The sequence below is a fragment of the Streptomyces yangpuensis genome (assembly GCF_001005295.1).
GTDB classification, from domain to species: Bacteria; Actinomycetota; Actinomycetes; order Streptomycetales; family Streptomycetaceae; genus Streptomyces; species Streptomyces yangpuensis.
Map to the genome: position 1 here is coordinate 907,109 of NZ_LBMK01000003.1, position 23,056 is coordinate 930,164.

The 23,056-nt window shown below is 74.2% G+C and carries 20 protein-coding genes and 1 pseudogene; 10 read left to right on the forward strand and 11 right to left on the reverse strand.

The window, feature by feature from the left end; genetic code table 11:
• Positions 1–21: 21 nt before the first annotated feature.
• A complete protein-coding gene (locus AAT21_RS19330) occupies positions 22–528 on the reverse strand; it encodes a DUF6643 family protein (protein ID WP_046778053.1) in 507 nt (168 codons plus the stop codon).
• A gap of 248 nt (positions 529–776) precedes the next feature.
• Positions 777–1,967, reverse strand: a complete 1,191-nt coding sequence (locus AAT21_RS19335) for a glycosyltransferase (protein WP_046778054.1) — start codon at positions 1,965–1,967, stop codon at positions 777–779.
• Between the two features lie 272 nt (positions 1,968–2,239).
• Here AAT21_RS19335 and AAT21_RS19340 point away from each other — a divergent pair, with 272 nt between their 5' ends.
• Both AAT21_RS19340 and AAT21_RS40040 read left to right on the forward strand, forming a co-directional pair.
• Positions 2,240–3,031 (forward strand): glutamate racemase, encoded by a 792-nt coding sequence (locus AAT21_RS19340; protein ID WP_046778055.1) that lies wholly within the window; start codon positions 2,240–2,242, stop codon positions 3,029–3,031.
• A 58-nt stretch (positions 3,032–3,089) separates the two neighbouring features.
• A pseudogene (locus AAT21_RS40040) lies at positions 3,090–3,552 on the forward strand (ATP-binding cassette domain-containing protein); the annotation flags it as partial.
• Here AAT21_RS40040 and AAT21_RS19350 read toward each other — a convergent pair.
• Positions 3,522–4,454 (reverse strand): ADP-ribosylglycohydrolase family protein, encoded by a 933-nt coding sequence (locus AAT21_RS19350; RefSeq protein ID WP_046778057.1) that lies wholly within the window; start codon positions 4,452–4,454, stop codon positions 3,522–3,524. The pseudogene AAT21_RS40040 and the gene AAT21_RS19350 overlap by 31 nt on opposite strands.
• Positions 4,451–5,041, reverse strand: a complete 591-nt coding sequence (locus AAT21_RS19355; RefSeq protein ID WP_046778058.1) for a TetR/AcrR family transcriptional regulator — start codon at positions 5,039–5,041, stop codon at positions 4,451–4,453. The genes AAT21_RS19350 and AAT21_RS19355 overlap by 4 nt, the downstream gene beginning before the upstream one ends.
• Before the next feature lie 234 nt (positions 5,042–5,275).
• Here AAT21_RS19355 and AAT21_RS19360 point away from each other — a divergent pair, with 234 nt between their 5' ends.
• The 6 genes from AAT21_RS19360 (at position 5,276) to AAT21_RS19385 (ending at position 11,153) form a co-directional block, all read left to right on the forward strand.
• On the forward strand, positions 5,276–6,295 hold the full coding sequence (locus AAT21_RS19360; protein ID WP_046778501.1) for an FAD-dependent oxidoreductase: 1,020 nt from the start codon (positions 5,276–5,278) through the stop codon (positions 6,293–6,295).
• Between the two features lie 87 nt (positions 6,296–6,382).
• Positions 6,383–6,952 carry a dihydrofolate reductase family protein gene (locus AAT21_RS19365; protein WP_046778059.1) on the forward strand — a complete coding sequence of 190 codons (570 nt, stop codon included), beginning with the start codon at positions 6,383–6,385 and terminating at the stop codon, positions 6,950–6,952.
• A gap of 69 nt (positions 6,953–7,021) precedes the next feature.
• Positions 7,022–7,537 (forward strand): hypothetical protein, encoded by a 516-nt coding sequence (locus tag AAT21_RS19370; RefSeq protein ID WP_046778060.1) that lies wholly within the window; start codon positions 7,022–7,024, stop codon positions 7,535–7,537.
• 73 nt (positions 7,538–7,610) lie between these two features.
• Complete coding sequence (lnt, locus tag AAT21_RS19375) at positions 7,611–9,272, forward strand: apolipoprotein N-acyltransferase (protein ID WP_079025810.1); 1,662 nt, start codon at positions 7,611–7,613, stop codon at positions 9,270–9,272.
• Between the two features lie 35 nt (positions 9,273–9,307).
• The gene (locus AAT21_RS19380) at positions 9,308–9,799 is read left to right on the forward strand and encodes an NUDIX hydrolase (RefSeq protein WP_046778061.1); all 492 of its coding nucleotides are present in this window, start codon (positions 9,308–9,310) and stop codon (positions 9,797–9,799) included.
• A gap of 145 nt (positions 9,800–9,944) precedes the next feature.
• Entirely contained in the window at positions 9,945–11,153 is a 1,209-nt protein-coding gene (locus AAT21_RS19385; RefSeq protein WP_079025811.1) for an acyltransferase family protein, read from the forward strand.
• Between the two features lie 107 nt (positions 11,154–11,260).
• On the opposite strand, the gene AAT21_RS19390 is transcribed toward AAT21_RS19385, so the two are convergent.
• Together AAT21_RS19390 and AAT21_RS19395 are read right to left on the reverse strand one after the other, a co-directional pair.
• A complete protein-coding gene (locus AAT21_RS19390) occupies positions 11,261–12,037 on the reverse strand; it encodes a trypsin-like serine peptidase (RefSeq protein WP_046778062.1) in 777 nt (258 codons plus the stop codon).
• Between the two features lie 176 nt (positions 12,038–12,213).
• Positions 12,214–13,668, reverse strand: coding sequence for a glycosyltransferase family 39 protein (locus AAT21_RS19395; protein WP_046778504.1), 1,455 nt, complete (start codon positions 13,666–13,668; stop codon positions 12,214–12,216).
• A 161-nt stretch (positions 13,669–13,829) separates the two neighbouring features.
• Here AAT21_RS19395 and AAT21_RS19400 point away from each other — a divergent pair, with 161 nt between their 5' ends.
• Positions 13,830–15,119, forward strand: coding sequence for an ATP-binding protein (locus AAT21_RS19400; protein ID WP_046778063.1), 1,290 nt, complete (start codon positions 13,830–13,832; stop codon positions 15,117–15,119).
• 151 nt (positions 15,120–15,270) lie between these two features.
• Here the strand turns inward: AAT21_RS19400 and AAT21_RS19405 are convergent, their stop codons facing one another.
• From AAT21_RS19405 to AAT21_RS19425, 5 genes are all read right to left on the reverse strand, one after another.
• The gene (locus tag AAT21_RS19405) at positions 15,271–15,852 is read right to left on the reverse strand and encodes a hypothetical protein (RefSeq protein WP_046778064.1); all 582 of its coding nucleotides are present in this window, start codon (positions 15,850–15,852) and stop codon (positions 15,271–15,273) included.
• Positions 15,849–17,477, reverse strand: coding sequence for a serine/threonine-protein kinase (locus tag AAT21_RS19410; RefSeq protein WP_046778065.1), 1,629 nt, complete (start codon positions 17,475–17,477; stop codon positions 15,849–15,851). The genes AAT21_RS19405 and AAT21_RS19410 overlap by 4 nt, the downstream gene beginning before the upstream one ends.
• Positions 17,478–17,597: 120 nt before the next feature.
• Positions 17,598–18,848: a Tm-1-like ATP-binding domain-containing protein gene (locus AAT21_RS19415; protein ID WP_046778066.1), complete on the reverse strand. Its 1,251-nt coding sequence runs from the start codon at positions 18,846–18,848 to the stop codon at positions 17,598–17,600.
• 48 nt (positions 18,849–18,896) lie between these two features.
• Complete coding sequence (locus tag AAT21_RS19420; RefSeq protein ID WP_046778505.1) at positions 18,897–19,382, reverse strand: NUDIX domain-containing protein; 486 nt, start codon at positions 19,380–19,382, stop codon at positions 18,897–18,899.
• 83 nt (positions 19,383–19,465) lie between these two features.
• A complete protein-coding gene (locus AAT21_RS19425) occupies positions 19,466–20,479 on the reverse strand; it encodes a cation diffusion facilitator family transporter (protein WP_046778067.1) in 1,014 nt (337 codons plus the stop codon).
• Between the two features lie 179 nt (positions 20,480–20,658).
• Between AAT21_RS19425 and AAT21_RS19430 the strand changes: the two genes are divergently transcribed.
• On the forward strand, positions 20,659–23,055 hold the full coding sequence (locus AAT21_RS19430) for an FHA domain-containing protein (RefSeq protein ID WP_046778068.1): 2,397 nt from the start codon (positions 20,659–20,661) through the stop codon (positions 23,053–23,055).
• Position 23,056 lies beyond the last annotated feature (1 nt).

Consider the following 23,056-nt stretch of genomic DNA (forward strand, 5'->3'; position numbering starts at 1 on the left):
CGGCGCGCGCGAGGGGCCCCGTCAGTAGCCGCGTCCCTGGTAGGAGCGGCCGTAGGGGTCCTCGTACGAGACGCCCGCGACCGGAGCCGGCACCTGCATGGGGCGCGGCGCGGCCGGCCGCATCGCCTCGTAGCCGGTGGCCATGGCCGCCGGGCGGGGCTGCTGCGGCTGGGGCTGCGGCACGTACCCGGCGCGGGCCGCGACCGGCTGCTGCTGCGGAATGTAGGGGGCGGGCGCGTTCTGCAGCGGCATCGGCTGCGGAGCGGCCTGCTGCTGGTACGGATACCCGTACGCCGGGGCCTGCGGCTGCGGGGCGGCAGGCGGCAGTGCGGGCAGGGCCGAGGGGAGGGCCGGCAGGTACCCGCCGCTCGAATAACCCGCGCTCGGGGACTCGTAGGCGGCCGGTACGCGGATCGGAGCGATCTGCGGAGTGCCCCGTTCTGCGACGAGGGAGTCGTAGATGGGGGTGTCCGGGAAGGAGGGCGCGGAGTAGTAACCGCCGCCATAAGTGGAGCGGGGGGAGGTCATGAGACATAAGTTAAGCCCACGAATTCACCGGGTCCATAGCGAGGCGCCGTCAATACCGCCCTGACCTGCATATTCGCAGGTCAGGGCCACACCTTTCACTTGGCGTTCACGTGCACGATTTGGTCACTTCCGTCCCGCCTTGCTCCAACTCGTACCCACCGGTTGTGCGTTGCACCGACTTCTTACTGACGCAGCGTCACAATGCGATGACCTCGGATGACGCGGGTCCGGACGGGTGGTCCGCCGGTTCAGGCGTCGCTCGGCCGGGCATAGGTGCGGCCCTTCCACGCGGCGCCGCGCCCGCGGTAGTGCTGGACGGCCGAGTCGACGGTCATCAGGAGGTACAGCAGCGCGGTGAGCGGAAGCACCGGCGCGAGTGCCGGGGACCGGCGGTAGTAGCGCAGCATCGGCAGGTAGGTGCCGGCCATGAGCAGCCAGGCGAGGCCGCCGGCCCAGGCGACCGCGGGGTGTCCGGCGGCCAGGCCCGCCAGGAGGGCGGCCGGGGGCACCAGGTAGACGAGCGTCAGCCCGGCGACCGTCCCGGCCAGCAGCAGGGGCTGGTGGCGCAGCTGCGCGTAGGCGCTGCGCGAGACCATCCGCCACAGGTCCGCGAGGGCCGGGTAGGGGCGGATGCTGTCCACCCGCTCGGCGAGCCCCAGCCAGATACGGCCGCCGGAGTCCTGGACCGCGCGGGCCAGGGAGACGTCGTCGATGACGGCCTGCCGGATCCGGTCGGGGATCCCGGCGCGGACGGCGGCGCCGGTGCGCAGCAGTACGCAGCCGCCCGCGGCCGCGGCCGTGCGGGCGCCAGGCCGGTTGATCCACCGGAAGGGGTAGAGCTGGGCGAAGAAGTACACGAAGGCCGGTACGACGAGCCGCTCCCAGGCGCCGGCGACGCGCAGGCGGGCCATCTGCGAGACGAGGTCGAGGTCGGCAGAGGTCGCGGCCGAGACCAGTTCGCGCAGACTGTCGGGTTCGTGTGCGATGTCGGCGTCGGTGAGCAGGAGGAAATCTGGCTCGGTGGGGCGCGCGGTGCGGGCGAGCGCGATGCCGTGGCGCAGCGCCCAGAGCTTGCCGGTCCAGCCGGGGGCGGGGTCGCCGGGCGAGACGACGGTCAGCGGGAGGCCGGGCTGTTCGGCGGCGATCCGCAGCGCGAGGCGGCCGGTGCCGTCCGTGCTGCCGTCGTCGACGAGGATCACCTCGGCCTCGCCGGGATAGTCCTGCGCGATGAGCGAGGGCAGGCTCAGGGGCAGCACCCCGGCCTCGTCCCGGGCGGGGACGACGATTGCGACGGACGGCCAGCGGGCGGGGGCGGTGCGCGGCGGGAGCCGGATGTCGGTGCGCCAGAACATGCCCTGGGCGAAGGTGAGCCAGAGCCATGCGGCGAGTGAGGCCCAGGACGCGGCGACGGCGAGGGTGGCGACGGTGGGAAGGCCCATGGCGGCAGTGTCCCGCGCCCCCGCGCCCCTGTCGCGCACCCACACACCCTGGTGCGGCGCCCCTTGCGGGGAGGCGGCCGAACCCGGACAGCGCCGGCCGGGCCGCCGGAGGGCGTGGTGGGGGCGGGCCGGAGGGGGGTCGGAGGGCGGCCGGGGCGGGGCCCTTGTGGTCCCTGGCGGGGCGGGCCGCAGGGGGGCAGGTGGGGGTGGGGACCGGGGCGGGTGTGCGAGTGCGTGGGGTCGGGCGGGGTGGGGTCGACTAAGGTGGGCGGGTGAAGATCGCGCTCATGGACTCCGGAATCGGCCTCCTCGCGGCAGCCGCAGCGGTGCGGCGGCTGCGGCCGGACGCGGATCTGGTCGTCTCCTCCGACCCCGACGGGATGCCCTGGGGCCCGCGGACCCCCGAGGACCTCGCCGGGCGGGCCCTGGCCGTGGCCCGGGCCGCCGCCGAGCTCCGTCCCGACGCGCTGATCGTGGCCTGCAACACCGCCAGCGTGCACGCCCTGAACGCCCTGCGGGCCGAGCTGGAGCCGGCCATCCCGGTCATCGGGACCGTGCCCGCGATCAAGCCGGCCGCCGCGGCCGGCGGCCGGGTGGCCATCTGGGCCACCCCCGCCACCACCGGCAGCCCCTACCAGCGCGGGCTCATCCGCGACTTCGCCACCGGCGCCCGGGTCACCGAGGTGCCCTGCCCGGGGCTCGCCGACGCCGTGGAGGCCGCCGACGACGCCGCCGTGACCGCGGCCGTGGCCGCGGCCGCCGCGCTGACCCCGGCCGACGTCACCGACGTCGTGCTCGGGTGCACCCACTACGAGCTGACCGAGGGCCCCATCCGGGCCGCCCTCGCCGCGCGGACCGGGAGGGCTGAGCTGGTCTTCCACGGCTCCGCCGAGCCGGTCGCCGTCCAGGCGCTGCGCCGTATCGGCGTCACCCCCGAGCCGGGGCTGCCGCGCACCGGCGGCCTGACCGTCCTGCACAGCGGCCGGGTGGCGGCCCTGCCCGCCGCCGCGTTCGCCTACGCCGAAGGCCGGCTGCTGGCCGGCCAGGGCGCGCCCGTCGGCTGAAATCCCCGGGGCTGTCGCGTTCAAGGCCGCCCACCGCACCAGGGCGAGGCCGCGCCCCAACGGCGGCGGAAAGTCGACCCTGTTGCACCTGCCGGCGGGTGAACTGCGGCCCGAGCGGGGCCTCGTACGGACGCCCGCGCGCGTGGGGCTGCCACGACAGGACGACCCCTGGGCCGGCGAACCCCGCTCCGCCGTCGAGCTGTTCGGACAGGAGCACGCCGACCGGTTCGTCGCCGGGCTCGGCCTGCTGGCCCCGGCCGACCTGACCCGGCCGGTGCGCACCCTCTCGGCCGGCCAGCGCCGGAAGAGAACTGGCCCGGCTGGTGGCGCGGCCCCTCGACCTGCTCCTGCTGGACGAAGCGACGAACCACCTGGCCCCGGCCGTGGTGGAGGAACTTGAGGCGGCCCTGGCCCACTTCGGCGGAACCCTGGTGGTGGTCACGCACGACCGGCGGCTGCGCGCCGGATTCCGCGGCCGCCGCCTGGAGCTTCAGCGGGAGCCGGCCGCCGCGAGCCGCTGAGCCAGTGCGCGCAGGTCGCCGGCGTCCAGGACCCGTTCGCCGAACCCGGGCAACGGCACGTGGAGCGCGGCCGCCCAGGGCGCGGGCACCGCGCCCTGCCCGTACCGCGCGCCGGCCAGGGCGCCCGTCACCGCGGCCACCGTGTCCGTGTCCCCGCCCAGGTCCACGGCGGCCCGTACGGCCTCGGCGAACCCGGTGGTGGTGCGCAGCGCCCACACCGCAGAGCCCAGGCAGGGCCACACGGCCCCGTTGAACTCGGTGGCCAGGCCGGGGTGCCAGTCGGGGGCGAGCACCCGGCCGTAGCGCTCGCGGTGGTCCGGGTGCACCGCGTCGAGGGCGGCCGGGAGGGCGGTGAGCGGATCGGCGCCCTCCAGGGCGACCCGGACGAGCTCGTGCAGGATCGCGGTCCCCTCCCAGGCGGCCGGATCGCCGTGGGTGAGCGCGGCGATCCGGCGCGCCGCGTCCATGGTCGCCTCCCGTCCGGCGGCGGCGAAGTACACAGCCGGGGTGGCGGCCCGCATCAGGGAACCGTTGCCCGCTGCCCGGGCGTTGACCTGGAAGTGCAGTGCCGCCGCGAGGTCCCAGGGGTCGCCGCTGGTGAGCACGTCCTCGGTCTGCAGGCCGATGTCCTTGGGGTGCCCGGCGGCCCACCGCTGGAACCGGGCGAAGACGTCGGGGAGTTCGAGGCCGTCGTGCTCCAGCAGCGACTCGGCGATCAGGACGGCCATCTGCGTGTCGTCCGTGGCCTCGCCCGGATCCCAGCCGCCGCCCCCGCGCATCTCCTCGCCCCGGGCGCTCAACTGCCCTGCCGGGCCGAACTCGTACGGGGCGCCGAGCGCGTCGCCCGCAGCCGAGCCGAGCACGGCTCCCACGGCCCGGTCGAGCCGGGTGGGCGCGGTCATCGTGCCTCCTCGGGGGGTACGGCGGCCAGCAGCCCGCGGGCGAACCGGTCCAGGTCGTCCAGGCCGGCGGCCGCCAGGGTCGCCGGGGCTCCGCTCAGCAGGTGGGGGATGGCGCCGTGCAGGGCGAGGGTCAGCGCCCGGACCCGCTCCGGCCCGGCCGGCAGCCCGGCTGTCCGCAACAGGTGCGCGTGCGCGGCGAAGTCCGCCGCGGCGATCGGGTCCAGCAGCGCGGCCAGCCACGGCCGCCGCGTCCCCTCGGTCTGCAGCTCCAGATAGGCCAGGACGCGGATGCGGCCCGGCCCCGCCACGTCCCGCAGCAGTCCGGCCAGCAGGGCCGCCAGTTGCTCGGCGCCGGCCGGACCCGGCCCGGCCCCCGCCAGGGACGCGGCCAGTGCCCGGTACTGCTCCAGGCAGCGTTCGGCCACCGCCCGGAGCAGGGCGTCGCGCGTGGGGAAGTAGTTCTTGGCCGTGCCTGTCGGTACGTCCGCGGCCGCGTCGACGGCCCGGTGGGTCAGTCCGCGCCCGCCCGACTCCGCCAGTACGACGACGGCCGCGTGCCGCAGCCGGTCCCTCCGGTCCTGATTCACGTTGCCAGCATAACCACAGCCGTGGTACCACAGATGTAGTACCACGGCTGTGGTGGTTGTGATCGGCGCGTACGGGAGGGACGAGCCATGAACGGTGAGACCGTGGACGGGAGCCGCACCGGGGCCAGGACCGGGGCCGGGGCGAGCGGGGCCGGGGCCACGACCGGGAGCGAGACCGGCACCAGGACCGGAGCTCCGCGCGGGCCCGCCGGGCCCGGCGTGGGCGCGGCCGTCGTGGCCGGAGCTGGGGTCGGTGGGCTCGCCACCGCCATCGGCCTGCGCCGTGCGGGCTGGACGGTGAGCGTCCTGGAGCGCCGGGCCGCCCTCGAACGCTACGGAACCGCCTTCGGCATCCACCCCACCGCCCAGGCCGCACTCGACCGTCTCGGCCTCGGCGACGCCCTGCGGGCCCGCGCGGTCCCGTACCGTGCCGCCCGCATCCGCCGCCCCGACGGCACGGTCCTGGCCGCCCTGCCGCTCGAACGGATCGAACGCAGGGCGGGCCGGCCGGAGCTGCTCATCTCCCGTCCCTATCTGATCGACGCCCTGCTCGCCGAGCTCGACCGCCTCGGCGGTGTGCGGATCGCGTACGGGCGGCCCCTGACCGACCCCGGGGCACTCGACGCCGACCTGGTCGTCGGCGCTGACGGCATCAACAGCGTGGTGCGGACGGCGTACTTCGGCACCCGCAGCGGACCCCGCCCGATCGGCACGGTCGCCTGGATCGGCACCGCCGGATCCGAGACCGCGGTCCACGGCGAGACCTGGGGTGACGGCCGCTTCTTCGGCATGACCCCCGTCGAACCCGGCCGCACCAACTGGTACGCCACCGTGCCCGCGGCCACCACCGCCCGAGAAGTACGGGAGGCCTTCGCCGGCTGGCACGACCCCGTCCCGCGAATCCTGGCCGAAACCGACCCCGCGTCCTGGATCCGCTACGAGATGCGCCACCTCCACCCCGCACTCCCCTCCTTCATCGCCGACGGCCGCGTCGCCCTCGTCGGCGACGCCGCCCACGCCATGACGCCCAACCTCGGCCAGGGCGCCTGCACCGCCCTGCTCGACGCCGAGGCCCTGACACGCGCCGTCGCCGCCGCCGGGCCGGGCGGGCTGCCCGGCGCCCTGCGCAAGTACGACGCGCAGCGCCGCCGCAGCGCCCAGCGCGTCGCCCTCGGCTCCCGGACCCTGCACCGGTTCATGACCGGCCGCCGCCCCGCACTGCGCGACGCGCTCGTGGCCCTCCTCCCGGGCTGACGCGCCCGGGAGGAGGCTCACGCGTCGCGACGAGTTCCGCGCCGTCCGGCAGCCGTACTGTCGGATCCTCACCGAGGAGGACTTCTGATGCGAAGCGTGACCTATGCGATGGGTGTCTCACTCGACGGCTACATCGTCGGGCCGGACGGCGACTTCGAGTGGACGGAACCCGACGACGAGATCTTCCGCTTCTGGATCGACGGGACCCGTGAACTCGGCGTCCACCTGTTGGGGCGGCGACTGTACGAGACGATGCTCTACTGGGAGACCGTCGACCAGGAGACACTCGACCCCGCATCACTCGAATGGGTCGAGGTCTGGAACCCGCTTCCGAAGGTGGTGTTCTCCAGCACCCTGTCGACGGTGCAGGGCAACGCCCGCCTGGCCTCGGGCGGCCTCGCCGAGGAGATCGAGCGGCTGCGGGCCGAGCCGGGGGACGGCGACATCGCCCTCGGCGGCGCGACGCTCGCCGCCGAGGCGGCCGAGCTGGACCTGATCGACGAGTACCGGGTCATGGTCCACCCGGTGCTGGTCGGCGGCGGCATCCCGTTCTTCCCCCAGCACGGCCGCCGGGTGGATCTCGAACTCGTCGAGACCCGCACCTTCGGCTCGAAGGCCGTGTACCTCCGCTACCGCGTGGCGCGCCGGGCCACGTAGGAACCTCCACCGGGCGGCCGGGCGCGCGCGACGGTGGTGTCCTTCCGGAACGTGGGTACGCTGCTACGTATGACGGGTCACCCCCCTGGTCCGCTCTGGACGGGCAGGGCCACCAACCCCCTGCAGTGGCTGCTCGCGGCGGCCGGTGCGGCCTGCGTGGCGCTCGGCATCGAGCTGGCCGTCGACAACGCGTGGACCTCCGGCTTCGTCCCGCTCCTCATGGCGGTGACCGGCTGCCTCGCCGCCGGGCTGCTCATGGTCTACGGCACGGTCGCCTTCGTGCACGTCGCCGTCACCATCGACACCCAGGCCCTCGTGGTGCGCTGCGGCCACATCGGCTTCCCGCGCCGCAGGATCGAGCTCGCCGACGTGGCCTCGGCCGAGTTCCTCCCCCGGATCACCCCGCAGCACTGGGGCGGCTGGGGCTGCCGCTGGCGCCCCGAGAAGGGCACCGCGGTGATCGTCCGGCGCGGCGAGGGCCTCGAGCTGACACTGGTCGACGGCAAGCTCTTCACGGTGACCGTCGACGACGCCGAGAACGCCGTCCGCGTCATCCGCGCCCACCTGCGCAGCCTCGCCGGCTGAGGTCCCGCCGCGCACGCCGCACGCGCCGAGGCGCTTACCGGATCCGACAGCCCGGGGACGTACACTCCGCCAGATGAGCAGCAGTGTGACGCGCGAGGCCGCCTCCGACGAGCCCTCGCGGCCCGCCGACGGACCGGCCGAGCCCAGGACGCCCTCCGTGACGCCCCCCGCCACCCCGGCCGTGCCGGCCACCCCCGCAACCCCGGCCGCGCCGGTCCGCAGGGGGGCCCGGCTGGTCCGGCCCGTGCTCGCCGCACTGTCCGGCGTACTGCTCTACCTCAGCTTCCCGCCCCGCCCCCTGTGGTGGCTCGCCCCGCTCGCCCTCGCCCTGCTCGCCGGCTGCCTGTACCACCGCCGTCCGCGGGCCGGCTTCGGGCTCGCCACCCTGGCCGGGCTCGGCTACCTGCTGCCGCTCCTCGTGTGGACCGGGGAGGAGGTCGGCCCCGTGCCCTGGCTGGCGCTGGCCACCCTCGAAGCCCTCTTCATCGGTCTCACCGGCCTCGGCATCGCCCTCGTCAGCCGGCTCCCGGCCTGGCCGCTGTTCGCCGCCGCCGTGTGGGTCGCGGGCGAGGCCCTGCGCGCCCGGGCACCCTTCGGCGGCTTCCCCTGGGGCAAGCTCGCCTTCGGACAGGCCGACGGCGTCTTCACCCCGCTCGTCGCGCTCGGCGGCACACCCCTGCTCTCCTTCGGCGTGGCCCTCTGCGGATTCGGCCTGTACGAGGCCCTGCGCATCGCCCGCCGCCACCCCGGCCGCACCACCGCCGCGCTGACCGCCCTCACCGTCGCCGCCCCGATCGGCGCCGGACTCGCCGCCCGCCCGCTGGTCTCCGACACCGCCGAGGACGGCACCGTCGTGGCCGCCGTCATCCAGGGCAACGTGCCCCGCCTCGGCCTCGACTTCAACGCCCAGCGCCGGGCCGTCCTCGACAACCACGTCAAGCGGACCATCCAGCTCGCCGAGGACGTCAAGGCCGGCCGGACCCCCAAGCCCGACTTCGTCGTCTGGCCCGAGAACTCCTCCGACCTCGACCCGTACGCCGAACCCGACGCCCACGCCGTCATCGACGAGGCGGTCAAGGCCATCGGCGTGCCCGTGGCGGTCGGCGCGGTCGTCGCTCCGGAGACGGGCCCGCTGCGCAACACGATGATCCTCTGGGACCCCGTCGCAGGCCCCACCGAGACCTACGACAAGCGCAAGATCCAGCCCTTCGGCGAGCGCATCCCGATGCGCTCCTTCGTCCGGCTCTTCAGCTCCGACGTGGACCGGGTGCGCCGGGACTTCGGCCCCGGCAAGGACCCCGGCGTCTTCGACATGGCCGGCAGCGGTGTCGGCATGGTCACCTGCTTCGAGGCCGCCTTCGACGACGCGGTCCGCTCGACCGTCCAGGACGGCGCCCAGGTGATCGCCGTACCGAGCAACAACGCCACCTTCGGCCGCACGCAGATGACCTACCAGCAGCTCGCCATGGACCGGATCCGCGCGGTCGAGCACAGCCGCACCGTCCTCGTCCCCGTCACCAGCGGTGTCAGCGCGGTCATCCGGCCCGACGGGCGGATCGTCGCCGAGACGAAGATGTTCACCGCGGACGCGCTCGTCGCCGAGATCCCGCTCCGCTCCGGCCGCACCCCGGCCACCGTCCTCGGACCGCTCCCCGAGTACGCCCTGCTGCTGCTCGCCGCCGGTGGCCTCGGCGTACTCGCCGCCCGCCGGATCCGCGCCCGCCGCGCCGCCTGAGCCGGGACCGGCTCCCGGCCTCGTAGGGTCGGGGGATGACCACACCTGATTTCATCCGGCGGATCCGTGAGTCCGCCGGCCACCAGCTGCTCCTGCTTCCCGGGGTCACGGCCATCGTCCTCGACGACCGGGGCCGGGTGCTGCTCGGCCGGCGCTCCGACACCGGGCGGTGGTCCGTGGTCGGCGGCATCGCCGAGCCGGGCGAGCAGCCCGCCGAGACCGTCGTGCGCGAGGTGTACGAGGAGACGGCCGTGCACTGCGTGCCCGAGCGCGTGGTCCTGGTCCAGATGCTGGAGCCGATCACCTACCCCAACGGCGACGTCTGCCAGTTCCAGGACATCACCTTCCGCTGTCGCGCCACCGGCGGCGAGGCCCGGGTCAACGACCACGAGTCCCTCGACGTGGACTGGTTCGACGTGGACGCGCTGCCGCCGCTGGAGTCCTTCGCCCTGGACCGGATCCACCGGGCCCTGCGGGACGAGCCCACCTGGTTCGAGGTCCCGGCCCCGGTCGCGGACGCACCGTAGCGGGCCTCGCACCGGTCGTGCCGGGCCCGGGTGCGCGCCGTCGGTCCTGGTGGACGGCCGGCCGGACCTGCCGCGGGTGCGCTGTAAGGTTCCGCAGATCCGACGGGTCCGACGGGGACCGTCACCGACGCACGGGGGTCAGGCGATGAGCGCAGGCGGAACCGCCGGCATACCGAGGACGGGCGGGTGCCCGAGGGGCGGCGCGCCGGGCGGCGGGGCACCGGGCCCGCGCCTCGCGGCCCTCGACGGCGTCCGGGTCCTCGCCGCGTTCTCCGTGCTTTTCTACCACTACACGGCCCTCGACAGCGGCTGGGGCGAGCCGGCCGCGGACGTCTTCCCGGCCGCGCACGCGCTGGCCGTCTACGGCTGGCTCGGCGTCGAGATCTTCTTCCTGGTCAGTGGTTTCGTCATCTGCATGAGCGCCTGGGGGCGCACCCTCGGCGACTTCGCGGTCTCCCGGGTCTCCCGGCTCTTCCCCGCCTACTGGGCGGCCGTGGCCTTCACCTCGCTCGTGCTGTTCACCTGGCCCGAGGTGCGCAAGGTCGAGTCGTTCAGCGATGTCGTGGTGAACCTCTCGATGCTCCAGGCCGGGATCGGCGTCCCCCACGTGGACGACGCGTACTGGACGCTCTTCGTGGAGCTCAAGTTCTACGTACTGTTCGCGCTGGTCGTCATGTGCGGCCTGACCTACCGCAACTGCGTCCTCTTCTGCGGAGTCTGGACCCTGGCCGGCGTCGTGGCCCCGGCCGTGGACAACGACCTGCTGTCCTTCTTCGCGGTGTCGTCCGCGTCCCCCTACTTCATCGCGGGCATCGCCTTCCACCTGATGCGCCGCTTCCGGCCGAACGCCGTCCTGTGGGCCGTGGTCGGCGTGCAGTTCCTGCTCGCGCAGCACCACGTGCACGCACGCATGATCGCCAGCCTGGGCCGGCGGGCGACCGAGCAGACACCGGCCTGGCCGGCGCATGCCGTCATCGTCCTCGGGTTCGCCGCCGTGGCGGCCATAGCGCTCGGCGCCCTCGACCGCGTCCGGTGGGGCTGGCTCCCGCACGCCGGAGCGGTGACCTACCCGCTCTACCTGATCCACATGATGGCCGGGCTGACCCTGATCCACCACTTCCGCGACGACGTCCCGCCCGTCCCGCTGGCCCTCGGCGTGACCGTGCTCATGGTGGCCCTGGCCTGGCTGATCCACCGGTTCGTCGAGCGCCCGCTGGGCCGTGTCCTGCGGGAGGCCCTGCGGCGCGGGGTGCAGGACATCCGCTCGGGCACCCCACGGCCGACGGTGCTCGGCAGGGTTCCCGTGCAGCCCGCCGCGCCCGGGGCGGAACGGATCCCGTCCGCCCGCCTCTGAGGACGCTGCCCACGCTGCCCGTGGTGCCCGCGCTGCCCATGGTGCCTGCGCTGCCTGCGCTGCCCAGGCTGCCCGCAGCGCCCGGCCGGTACCGCGTCTGCCGCCGGTCAGCCGTCGACCGCGGCCTCCCGGTACAGCTCCACCGCCCGATCACCCAACACCGCGCTGTACGAGATCTCCGGCACGGTCCCGCCGCCCTCGTGGCCCCCGAGCACCCCCGTCAGCGCCCCGTCCACCAGCCAGGGGCTGCCGCTGGTGCCGCCGCTGAGGTCCGGGCAGCCGATCCGGCGCTGGGTCGGGGAGAACAGACCGGTGGTGTTGGCGCAGCGCAGCGGCGCCTCCAGCGTCCGCGGATAGCCGATGACCGTCACCCTGGCCCCGGCGGGCTGCCCGGCCGCGACCGGGAAGCCGCCCACGACGTCCTCGACGCGGCGGGTCCGTCCGCCGTCCACCGGCTCCACCGTCGCGAAGGCGATGTCGGCGTCCGGGTCCTGCCCGGCGGTCCACTCCGGCGCCACGTGCACGCCGGTGATCTTCCACAGACCGTACGGAGCCTCCCCGTCCCGGTATCCGGGCGCGAAGACGGTGGTGCCGGTGCTCTCCAGGCAGTGCGCCGCTGTGGCGATCACGTCGCGGTCGTCGCTGCGCACCACCGCGGCGGTGCAGAAGTGCCCGCCTTCGAGGCCGTCGGCGAAGAGGGCGCCCACGCGGTCGGCCTCGGCGCCGGGCCGGGCCCACGCGGTGACGCCCAGGGGCGGTCCGGACGCCGCATCAGGCAGGTCCACGCCGATCAGCGCGGCCATCGCCGCCAGCGCGAGCAGGATCCGTGACGCCCGCCGCGCACGGGAGCGCCGGGCCGATCGGGGGAGCGTGTCCTGGATCATGTTTTCCACCCTGCCCCCCGAACCTATGACCGGAGGACGGTGTTCCGTATGAATCCCCTGTGAATCCTGTGAACACGACGTGAAGGCCGGGCCATGACCGGACGAGACGGTTCCGACCGGCACAGCCCCGGACGAGACACCCCTCCGGCGCCTCGCCCGGCCCGCCCCGCCACCGGTCAGTCGCGGCGCTCGTACACCGTCACCCGGCGCCCCCGCACCTGCCGGTCCGCCACCACCGTGAACCGCTCCCGCAGCACCGCGGTCTTCACCTTGTCCCGCTCCGCCGACGGGGCCTTCGCGACCTCCGCCGAGTCCGTCACCAGCAGCACCCGCCGCCGCTCCAGCAGGGCCTCCCGGATCCGCGCCGGCTGCGCCTCCTCGCCCTTGAGGGTGGCCGACGCCACCGGGCTCTCGGCCAGTGCCAGGTCGGTCAGGCCTGTGAAGGAGCCGGGGGAGACCAGCGCGGTGTCCCGCCGCGCCGCCGGTACGAACAGCACCCCGTCCCCGTCCCGCTTCAGCAGGGCCACCTCGCCGGCCACCGCCAGCACGTCGTCGACCCGGCTGGCCGGGGCCCGCTTGCCCAGCTCCACCGGCAGCAGCGCCAGCACCGAGACCCCCACCACCCCCGGCACCAGCAGGGCCGACGCCCGCGGGAACCGGGGTGCGCAGGCCCGTACGGCAGCACCCAGCGCCGCACCGATCAGCAGCGCCAGCCCCACCATGCTGAACAGCACGTACCGGTCCAGGAACAGCGGCTGGACCAGCGACAGCCCGATCAGCCCGAGCTGAGGCACCGCCAGCAGCGGCAGCCCCACCGCCGCCACCGACAGCCGCGACCGGTCCGGCCGGTCCGCCCACGCCCCCAGCGCGCCGATCGCCAGCAGGATCCCCGGGCCGATCAGCATGTGCCAGGTCAGCGGCGGTATCCAGGACACCTGATCGGACTGGCCGCGGCTGAACAGGACCAGCGGCAGCGCCCCCGCCACCGCACCGGCGCCGTACGCCGCCCAGCGCAGCCACACGCCGCGTCCCGCCCGTACCCACCACAGGGTCGCCGCGTGCGCGGGAAGGACCAGCAGCGACAGCCAGTTCAGCAGCGCGCACACCAGCACGGCCGCCCCGTACGCCGTCCAGTGCGGCAGGGCCCGCCGCCCGGGCCGGTCCTCCAGCAGCGACACCAGCAGCAGCGTCGACCACCCCGCCCCCGCCGCGACCAGCGCGTACGGCCGGCCCTCCTGGAGGTAGAACTGCACGGCCGGGAGCAGCCCGAGCGCCAGCCCGCCCCCCAGCCCCGCCCAGAAACCGGCCAGGCGCCCGCCGATCGCGGCCACGCACGCGGCGGCACACGCGACCGCCAGCACGGACGGCAGCCGCAGGGTCGTCGTACTCGCCCCGAACACCTCGAAGAGGCCGTGCATCAGCAGGTAGTAGAGGCCGTGGACGGCGTCGACGTTCCCGAGCATCCGCCAGATCTCGGCCGCCGGCCGCCCGGCCACCTGCCAGGTCGCCGCCTCGTCGCGCCACACGCTGTCCTGCCGGGAGAGTCCCCACAGGCCGAGGGCCAGGGTCCAGAGGAAGGGGACGAGGCAGAGGAGGCGCCCGCGCCGGGCCGCGGGTATGTGGCAAAGCATGAAGTCGGCGGGATCCTCGCTCTGGCGTTCGGGCGGAAGCCGCCAGTCTATGGACGCCACGGACGGTTTCCCGACCGCCTGTTGTGCACCGCGGAGCGAGATCGCCGGGCCCACTCGCCCCTAGCCTCGCCGCAACGAGCACGAACGAGGGGCGGTACCCGGTGAACTGGCTCATCCACGACTACCGCGAGAGCGATCTCGCAGCGGTGGTCCACCTGATCGACACCACGGCCGAACTCGGGCAGGAGTCCGTCTTCTCACTCGCCGAGTGCATCAGCGCACTGACCGGCCGGCAGCCCTGCGTCGTCGCCGTCCACCAGGGCGTCCCGATCGGCGCGGCCCTCGCCTGCGTCACCGGGGAGCGCGCCTGGGTCATGCGCATCGCGATCGCCGCCGGCTGGCGCGGCCGGGGTCTGGCCAGCGCCCTCCTCGTCGAGCTGGAACGACGGCTCATCGCCGCCCGCGTCGGCCGCATCGCCTACGTCCTGCCCGAGGAGGACCTGCTCGGCGAAGGCCTCCTCAACGCCGGCTACACCCGGCAGCCCGCCGTCGCCTACTTCGAGAAGACCGAGCCGCTCCACGGACCGGCCGCCGGCCTCCTCGACGACCTCGGCGGCCGGTTCCTGCCGAACGACCTGTGGTCCAAGGTCGCCGGCATGGAGAAGGAGAAGGACCTCATCGAGCGGCGCGTGGTGCTGCCGCTCGCCGAGCCCGAACGGGCCGCCGCGCACGGAGTGCGGCCGCCGCGCGCCATCACCCTCTTCGGCCCGCCCGGCACCGGGAAGACCACCTTCGCGCGGGCCATCGCCTCCCGGCTCGGCTGGCCCTTCGTGGAACTGCTGCCCTCCCGCCTCGCCGACGAGGGCAACCTGGCCGCGGCATTGCGCGACGCCTTCGCCCGGATCGCGGAACTGGAGCGCGTACTCGTCTTCATCGACGAGGTGGAGGAGATCGCCCCCGTGCGCACCGAGCCTGCGCAGCCCGGCGGCATCCACGGCGTCACGAACGAACTGCTGAAGCTGATACCGGGCTTCCGGGAGGGCGACGAACGCCTCCTGGTGTGCGCCACCAACTCCATCCGCTCCCTCGACCCGGCCTTCCTGCGGCCCGGGCGCTTCGACTACCTCATCCCGATCGGTACTCCGGACGCCGGCGCCCGCGCCGCGATCTGGGGCCGCTACACCGCGGGGCGCGCCGGCGTCGACGTCAGTGCCCTCGTCGAGGCGTCCGAACTCTTCACACCCGCCGACATCGAGCATGCGGCGCGGATCGCGGCGCAGGTGTCCTTCGAACGGGACCTGGAGGCGGTGGGCGCGCGCGGCGCGGCGGCCGCGCAGCTCGGCGCGACCACGCGGGACTACCTGGAGGCCGTCCGGCAGTGCCGGCCGACGGTGACCCCGGCGATGACCGGCGAGTTCGAGGCGGACATCACCGCGCACGCGCGGTTCTGAACCCCGGCCGGGCGTGACCGCGACCGGCCCGGCCGGTCACGGTCCCCCATGGGCTTCGCCGTCTTCATGACCCTTCCCGGGCCGGCCGTCCGGCTCACCGCGATGGCCTTCCTCGACCTCGACCGCGGCCTCGCCGTCATCCGGATGCCCGCTACGGGTTGCAGCGATAGGTGAAGTTCACCGCGGCCGTGCGCTGTCCGGGCGACAGCAGCTGGAGTTCGGCCTTCGCCTGGTAGCTGCCTGTGCCGCGGAACGTCCACAGCAGGTGCAGCCGGGCCTCGCGCTGGCCGCGCGGCACCCGTTCGGTCAGCGCCTCGGACGTGGTGCCGTCACTGCGGACCCAGCGGTAGGTGAGCGTCCCCGGCCGGCCGTTGGTGCCCACGACGGCCACCACGTCGGCGGCCGCGTCGCAGGCCGGGCCGGCCGGATCGGTGGTCACGGCCACGTCGCGGACCTCGATCCCGGGTCCGAACCGCTGCCATCCCAGGTACGCGAGGACCGCCGCCAGCACGACTGCGGCGAGCGTGTACCGGCGCAGCCCGGCGCCCCGCCGCCGCGGCGGCACCACGACGGGGACGACCACCGGGAACGGTGCGGGCATGGCGGCCGTCACGCCGGGCCCGAACCGCATGACCGACCCCTCGACACGGTCGGGCACGGCCTCCTGCGGCTGCGGCGGGCCACTGAACCAATGGCTGCCGAGGACGGTCGCGCTGTACTCTTCGTCGCTCATCGGATCATGCACCTCGTCAGCCAGACCTGGTCGGTCTGGGAACCGTTGCCCGCGGCGGGCTTCGTGGTGACCCGCACGCCCCAGTAGCAGCCCTGCCCGGAGAAGACGTGTCGCCTGACGACCGCGCCGCTGCCCGGCTGGTACGTCAGCGTCTCCGCCCGGCCGTCGGCGGTACCCAGGACACCGGACTGGTTGCTGTTGAACCACTCCACCGTGACGCTCACCGGGGCCGTGCCCTTGGCGTCGATGGAGATGGCGGCCTCACCCGTCGTGAAGTCCACCTGCCGCAGATCCACCCGGATCGCCCCGACCACCACCGTGGGCCGCGGCGACGGCGGCCGGCTCGTCGTCGGTGCGGTGGTCGGCGGGGCCGTCGTCGTGGTGGGCGTCGCGGTCGGGGTCGCCGAGGCCCCGGGGCTCGCGGACGGCGACGGCGACGGCGACGCGGACGCGGACGGTGAAGCGGACGCCGATGCCGACGCGGACGCGGACGCCGAGGCCGACGGCGAAGCCGACGCGGTGACCACCGGGGAGGGGAAGCCGCCGCCCGGCGCCGCGCTGGTCGTCGCGAACGCGCTCAGCGCCGATGCGCCGCCCCGCTGTTCACCCACCGCCTGCGCCGAGAACACGATCATCGCGCCGAGCACCAGGGCCACACCGGCCGCCACCGCTCCGCGCCGGTCGGGCAGCCAGCTGCGGGGCGGCGGTGCCAGGGTGGTCGTCGCCACCGCGGTGGTCCCGGCCGCCGACGCACCCGCCGAGGGGAACAGCAGCGGCAGCAGCGCGGCCAGCGCCGCCAGCTTGCGCTGTCCGCGCTCCTCCCACTCGGGCCCGTACGCGGCCAGTGCCACGTCCTCCAGTTCGGCCACGAACGCCTCGGCGTTCTCCGGCCGCTGTTCGGGCGCCTTGGCGAGGCCGCGCCGGATCAGCGGCCGTACGGTCTCGGGGGCCTCGGTCTCCGGAACCGGAGCCTCGATGTGCTGGACCGCGAGCTCCGCGAAGTTCTCCCCGGCGTACGGCTTGCGCCCGGTGAGGCACTCGAAGAAGGTCGCCGTCGCCGCGTACACGTCGGCGGCGGGTGACGCCGGCCGGCCCTGCCACTGCTCCGGCGCCATGTAGGCGGGGGTGCCGGCGACGCCGGGCGTGGTGCCGCGGCGGGCGGCGATCCCGAAGTCCACCAGCCGCGAGGAGCCGTCCGCCGCCACCAGCACGTTCGCCGGCTTGTAGTCGCGGTGGACGACGCCCGCCCGGTGCGCGTGCGCCAGACCCAGCAGTGAGCCCTTCAGCACCACGAGCGCGGCCTCGGGGTCGGTCTGTCCGGCCTCCTTGAGCAGGGCCTGCAGGGAGATCCCGTCGATCAGCTCCATCACGATGGCGGCGCCGCCCGGGGCCTCCACGTACTCGTAGAGCCGCACGACGTAGGGGGACTCCAGCCCGCCGAGGAGCCGGGCCTCGGCCCGGAACTCCCCGATGAAGGCCGGGTCCTCGCGCAGCCGGTCGCTCAGGTACTTCACGGCGACCGCCGTGCCCGTCGCCTCGTGCACGGCGAGCACCACGCGTCCACTGGCCCCCGAGCCCAGCTCGCGCACCTCCGCGTAGCCGGGCACCGCCCACGCGTTCTTCATCGTCTTCCCCCGTCCATGACGTCACCGTGCCCCTGGCTGTGCGGACCGGTCCTCTGTCGGCCGGCCACCCTCAGGGACACGGTTTGCGCCGTGGCCGGTTCCCGGCGGTCCGGTTGTGTGTCAGGCGGCGGCGCGCTGCGCGCAGATCATCGCATGAAGCCGGTCCGCGGCCGACCGCCCGAAGGCCGGGTCGTTGATGTGCGTGTCGTAGTCGTAGAGCCGCGCGGCACTGCCCCGCAAGCCCTCGCGCAGCGCCGAGAACAGTGCCCGGTCCGCGCGGGGGTCATGGTACGGCCCGCCGGGCGCGCCGAGCGTGGACAGTCCGCGGAGCGGGACGCAGACGGCCGTGGGCCCGTTCGCCGCACGAAGTTTGGCGGCGACCCGGCGGCCGAGCTCCGCGCACTCCGCCTCGCTCGTGCGGATCACCGTGATCGACGGGTTGTGGACGTGGACGCCTCGCTCCAGCACCCGCCGGGGCAGGGACTCCAGCGGCCCGAACTTCACCATGTCCAGCGCGCCCAGGCTCACCACCTGCGGGACGCCGGCCCGCCCGGCCGCGCTGAGCCGGTCGGGACCCGCGGTCAGGATCCCGCCGCACAGGTCGTCGGCGAGTTCGCTGAGGGTCAGGTCGAGGACCCCGGCGAAGACCCCCTGCCCGGCCAGGGTCTCCAGCGTGCGGCCGCCGGTGCCGCTGACGTGGAAGACCAGCACCTCGTAGCCGAGCTCGGTCAGCCGTTCGCGCGCCGCGTCCACCCCGGACGTGGTCACACCCGCCATGCTCGCCGCGACCAGCGGCCGGGGGCCCGCCCCCAGCCGGGGCGCGCGCTCACCCGAGGCGCGGGCGAAGGCCCCGGCCATCCCGGCGATCGCCGCCACCGCGTTCGACAGGATCGGCGCGGAGACGCTGTTGATCCCCGCGATGTCCACCACGCTGTACATCATCGTGATGTCCGAGGAGCCCACGTACGGGGCGGTGTCCCCGGACGCCATGGACGAGACCATCAGCTTCGGCACGCCCAGCGGCAGGGCGCGCATCGCCCGGGTGGCTATCGAGGTGCCGCCGCTGCCGCCGATCGCGAGGACTCCGTGCAGCCGGCCCTCGGCGTGCAGGCGCAGCAGGGTCGCCTCGGCGCCACGGGCCATCGTGGTCACGGCCGCGCCCCGGTCGGCGGCCGATCGAAGGAGGGACAGTTCGGTTCCGGCGGCCCGGGCCACCGCGGCGCGCGGCACGTCCGCGGCCACCCGGGGCTCACCCATGATTCCTGTGTCGACCAGTACCACTTCGACGCCGGCGCGCAGCAGCCTCTCGCGCAGCCAGCCGTACTCCACACCCTTGGTGTCCAGGGTTCCCACCAGCACGACGTTCGTCATGTGTGCAATGTCCAGGCACGTGGGGAGGTTGGCAAGTACGCGCTCTGGTCAAGCCTTCAGCAACCCCAACAGTCGCTCCACGAAGGGCAGTTGCCCGGGAATGAGCATGTTCTGAGCCATCTCGGGCGTGCACCAGGCCACCCGGTCCAGCTCCGGGAACTCCTGCACGTTCCCGGAGTGCGGGGGCCACTCCAGGGTGAAGGTCCCCGGCACCATGAGCGCCGGGTCGAGGTCCGCCTCCACCGCCCAGATGGTCACGAGCTTCCCGCTGGCGAGCCGTACCTCGCCCAGCGGAAGGTACTCGCCCTCCGGCGGCGGCAGCCCGATCTCCTCGGTGAACTCCCGCCGGGCGGCGTCGCGCGCAGTCTCCTGCGGCCCGTACTCGCCCTTGGGGATGGCCCAGTCCCCGGAGGTCCGCCCCGACCACAGGGGGCCGCCCATGTGCCCGAGCAGGATCTCGACCCCGGGCTCCGGCCCCGTACCGGTGTCCGTCCGCCGGAAGAGGAGCAGTCCGGCGCTGCGCTTGTACGTCATGGGCCCATACATGCCCCGTACCGGCGCCGGTCAGTGGTCTCCGGCCGGTGGGTCCGGTCAGGAGCCCGGTCAGGAGCCGCCGGTCAGTGGTCGTGCGGGCCCTCGCGGTGGACCGGTCCGTGCGCGTCCGCGCAGTGCGGGTCGTACGCGGCCTCGCCGCGCCGGCCGACCGAGAGGAGGGAGTCCTGGGCGTGGTCCACCTGGAGCGTGGTGTGCGTGATCCCGTACTCCTTCTCCAGCAGCCGCTCCAGCTCCCGCCGTACGGCGTGGCAGTCGCCCGCCGGCTCGACCAGCACGTGCGCGGAGAGCGCGGCCTGCCCCGAGGTGATCGTCCAGATGTGCAGGTCGTGCACCTCGGTGACCGGCGGGTGCCCCACGAGCCGGTCGCCGACCGCGTCCGGGTCCATGTGCGCGGGGGCCGCCTCCAGGAAGATCCGTCCGGAGTCGCGGACCAGTCCGTAGCCCGCCTTGACCATCAGGACCACGACCACGAGCGTGGCGATCGCGTCGGCCTGCAGGAAGCCGGTCGTCATGACGACCAGGCCGGCGACGGCCGTCCCGATGAAGGCGTACAGGTCGTTCAGGACGTGCTGGTAGGCACCCTCGACCGCCAGCGAGGACCGGTTCGCCCGCGAGATGCACCAGGCCGCGGCCACGTTGACGACGATGCCCGCGAGCGCCGTCACCAGGACCAGCCCGCCCTCCACCGGCGGTGGGTCCATCAGCCGGCGGACCGCCTCGTACGCCAGCCACGCGGCCAGCAGCAGCAGTGTCAGGCCGTTGGCCTGGGCGGAGAGTATCTCCGCCCGCTTGAGGCCGTACGTGAAACCGCCGCGGGCGGGGCGGGCCGCCAGCCGCATCGCGATCAGCGCGAGGACGATCGAGACGGCGTCCGTCAGCATGTGGGCCGCGTCGGAGATCAGGGCCAGGGAGTGGGCCATGATGCCGATGACCACCTCGACGGCCATGAACCCGCCGATCAGGGCGAGCGCGATGGCCAGCCAGCGGCGGTCGGCGTCGGCGGCCACGCCGTGGCTGTGGCCCCCGGGCCCGTGGTCGTGGCCGTGGTCGTCGTGCCCGTGGTCGTGCCTGCTCATGGCATCCCCCGTCTTGTCGCGGCAACCGTTTGTTCGGTTCCGTCGCGTGAAGTGAAGCGCACCGCGGCGAGATCGGCAAAGGCTGCAACGGGGACCGTTGTCATTACCCATAAGAGGCCTCTGACCTGCGGTTTTATCGGACCGCTGCCGGGCTGGTGCGATCGTGGGAAAATCTGTTCATGGTCCAGCGCCCCGGTGTGCCGACCGCGCCCGAGCTCGTCCTGGAGACCGACACGGGCTCCACCCCGATGAGCCCGGGCCGGACGTACCACGTCGGCCGGGACCCGCTCTGCGAGATCTGCTTCGAGGACGCCCGCGTCTCCTGGCACCACGCGCTCCTGCGCCCCGACGGCGACCACTGGACGGTCGAGGACGAGGACAGCACCAACGGCACCTGGGCCGACGGCCACCGCGTCCACGAGTGGAGCGTCGGCGCCGGCAGCGAACTGCGCTTCGGCGACGCGCAGGACGGCCCCCGGGCCGTCCTCACCGCCCCAAGCCCCTCTCCCTCTCCCTCACCCGGTCCCGCGGCGGCCGCGGCCGGACCGGCCCGGGTCTCCAACCCGTCGATGACCACCACCTTCCGCCGGCCGAGCGCCGTCCTCCCACTGCCCGCCCGTACCGCCATGCGCATCGGCCGCGCCACCGACAACGACCTCGTCATCGACGAACTCGACGTATCGCGCCGGCACGCCGAACTGCGGGCCCTCCCCGACGGCGGCTACGAGATCGCAGACCTCGGCAGCCACAACGGCACCTACCTCAACGGCACCCCCGTCGTGGGCGCGGCCCCCCTCGCCGAGGGGGACCTCGTCGGCATCGGCCACCTGGTCTTCTGCCTCGTCGGCGACCGGCTCCAGGAGTACGAGGACACCGGCGAGGTCACCCTCGACGTCCAGGGCCTCACCGTCGCCGTCGACCGCGGCCGCAAGACCCTCCTCGACCAGGTGTCCTTCCCCGTGGGCGCCAAATGCCTGCTGGCCGTCATCGGCCCCAGCGGAGCCGGCAAGTCCACCCTGCTCGGCGCCCTCACCGGCCTGCGCCCCGCCGACCGGGGCACCGTCCTCTACGACGGCCGCGACCTCTACCGCGACTACGCCGAACTGCGCAGCCGCATCGGACTCGTGCCCCAGGACGACATCCTGCACTCCCAGCTCACCGTCCGGCGCGCCCTCACCTACGCCGCCGAACTCCGCTTCCCCCAGGACACCGCCAAGCCCGAACGGCAGCGGCGGGTCGACGAGGTGATCGGCGAACTCGGCCTCGAACAGCGCGCCGCCCAGCCCATCCACAGCCTCTCCGGCGGCCAGCGCAAACGCGTCTCCGTCGCCCTGGAACTGCTCACCAAACCCTCCCTGCTCTTCCTCGACGAGCCCACGTCCGGCCTCGACCCGGGGATGGACCGTTCGGTGATGCACATGCTGCGCCGCCTCGCCGACGACGGCCGCACCGTCATCGTGGTCACCCACAGCGTCCTCAGCCTCGACGTCTGCGACCGGCTGCTGGTCCTCGCCCCGGGCGGGCGCATCGCCTACTACGGGCCCCCGGCCGAGACCCTCGGCTTCTTCGGCGCCTCCCAGTGGCCCGAGGCCTTCGAGGCCTTCGAGAACCAGCGCGACCGCGACTGGGCCGGGGAGTACGCCGCCTCGACGGCCCACCGCACGTACGTCCGGGGCGGGGCCCTCCAGCCGTGGCACGGCGGCGAACGCAGGGCGGCCGGAGCCGCCACCGGGGCCGACGCCGTCCCCCCGCGGCCCAAGGCGCAGAGCTGGGGCTCGCAGCTGTCCACCCTCGTCCGCCGCTACGCCGCCGCACTCGCCGCGGACCGGACCTTCCTCGCCATCATGATCGCGCTGCCCTTCGTCATGGGCGCGATGGCCCGCGCCCTGGCCGGCAGCAAGCTCACCCAGGAGACCGCGATCAACGCCCTGCTCATCCTGTCCGTCGGCGCCGTCCTCACCGGCGCCGCGAACGCCGTGCGCGAACTGGTCAAGGAACGGGTCATCTACCGGCGGGAGCGGGCGGTGGGGCTGTCACGCTCCGCCTATCTGATGTCGAAGGTCGTGGTGCTGGGCGCCGTCACCGTCGCCCAGGCGGTCGTACTGACCCTGGTCGCCCTCTACGGCGTGGACCTCAACGCCCCGGGCGGCCACGGCGTGATCATGAACCCGCTCCTCGAGATCACCATCGCGGTGGCGCTCCTGGCGTTCACCGCCATGATGCTCGGGCTGCTGGTCTCCGCACTGGTCCGCAAGGAGGAGGTCACCATGCCGCTGCTGGTCCTCCTCGCCATCGTGCAGGTGGTGTTCTGCGGCGCGCTCCTGCAACTGGACGGTGTGCCGGTGATCGAACAGCTGGCCTGGCTGGTCCCCTCGCGCTGGGCCCTCGGCGCGATGGCGGGCACCATCGACCTGGGCGCGATCGTGCCCGGCACCCTCGCCGACGACCCGCTGTTCGCCCACACCCCCGGGGTGTGGCTGCTGAACCTGGGCATGCTGGTGGTCCTGTCCGTCCTCTTCGGGGTGCTGGTCGCGAGGCTGCTGCGCCGGCACGAGCCCGCCATCATGCGGAAGTAGG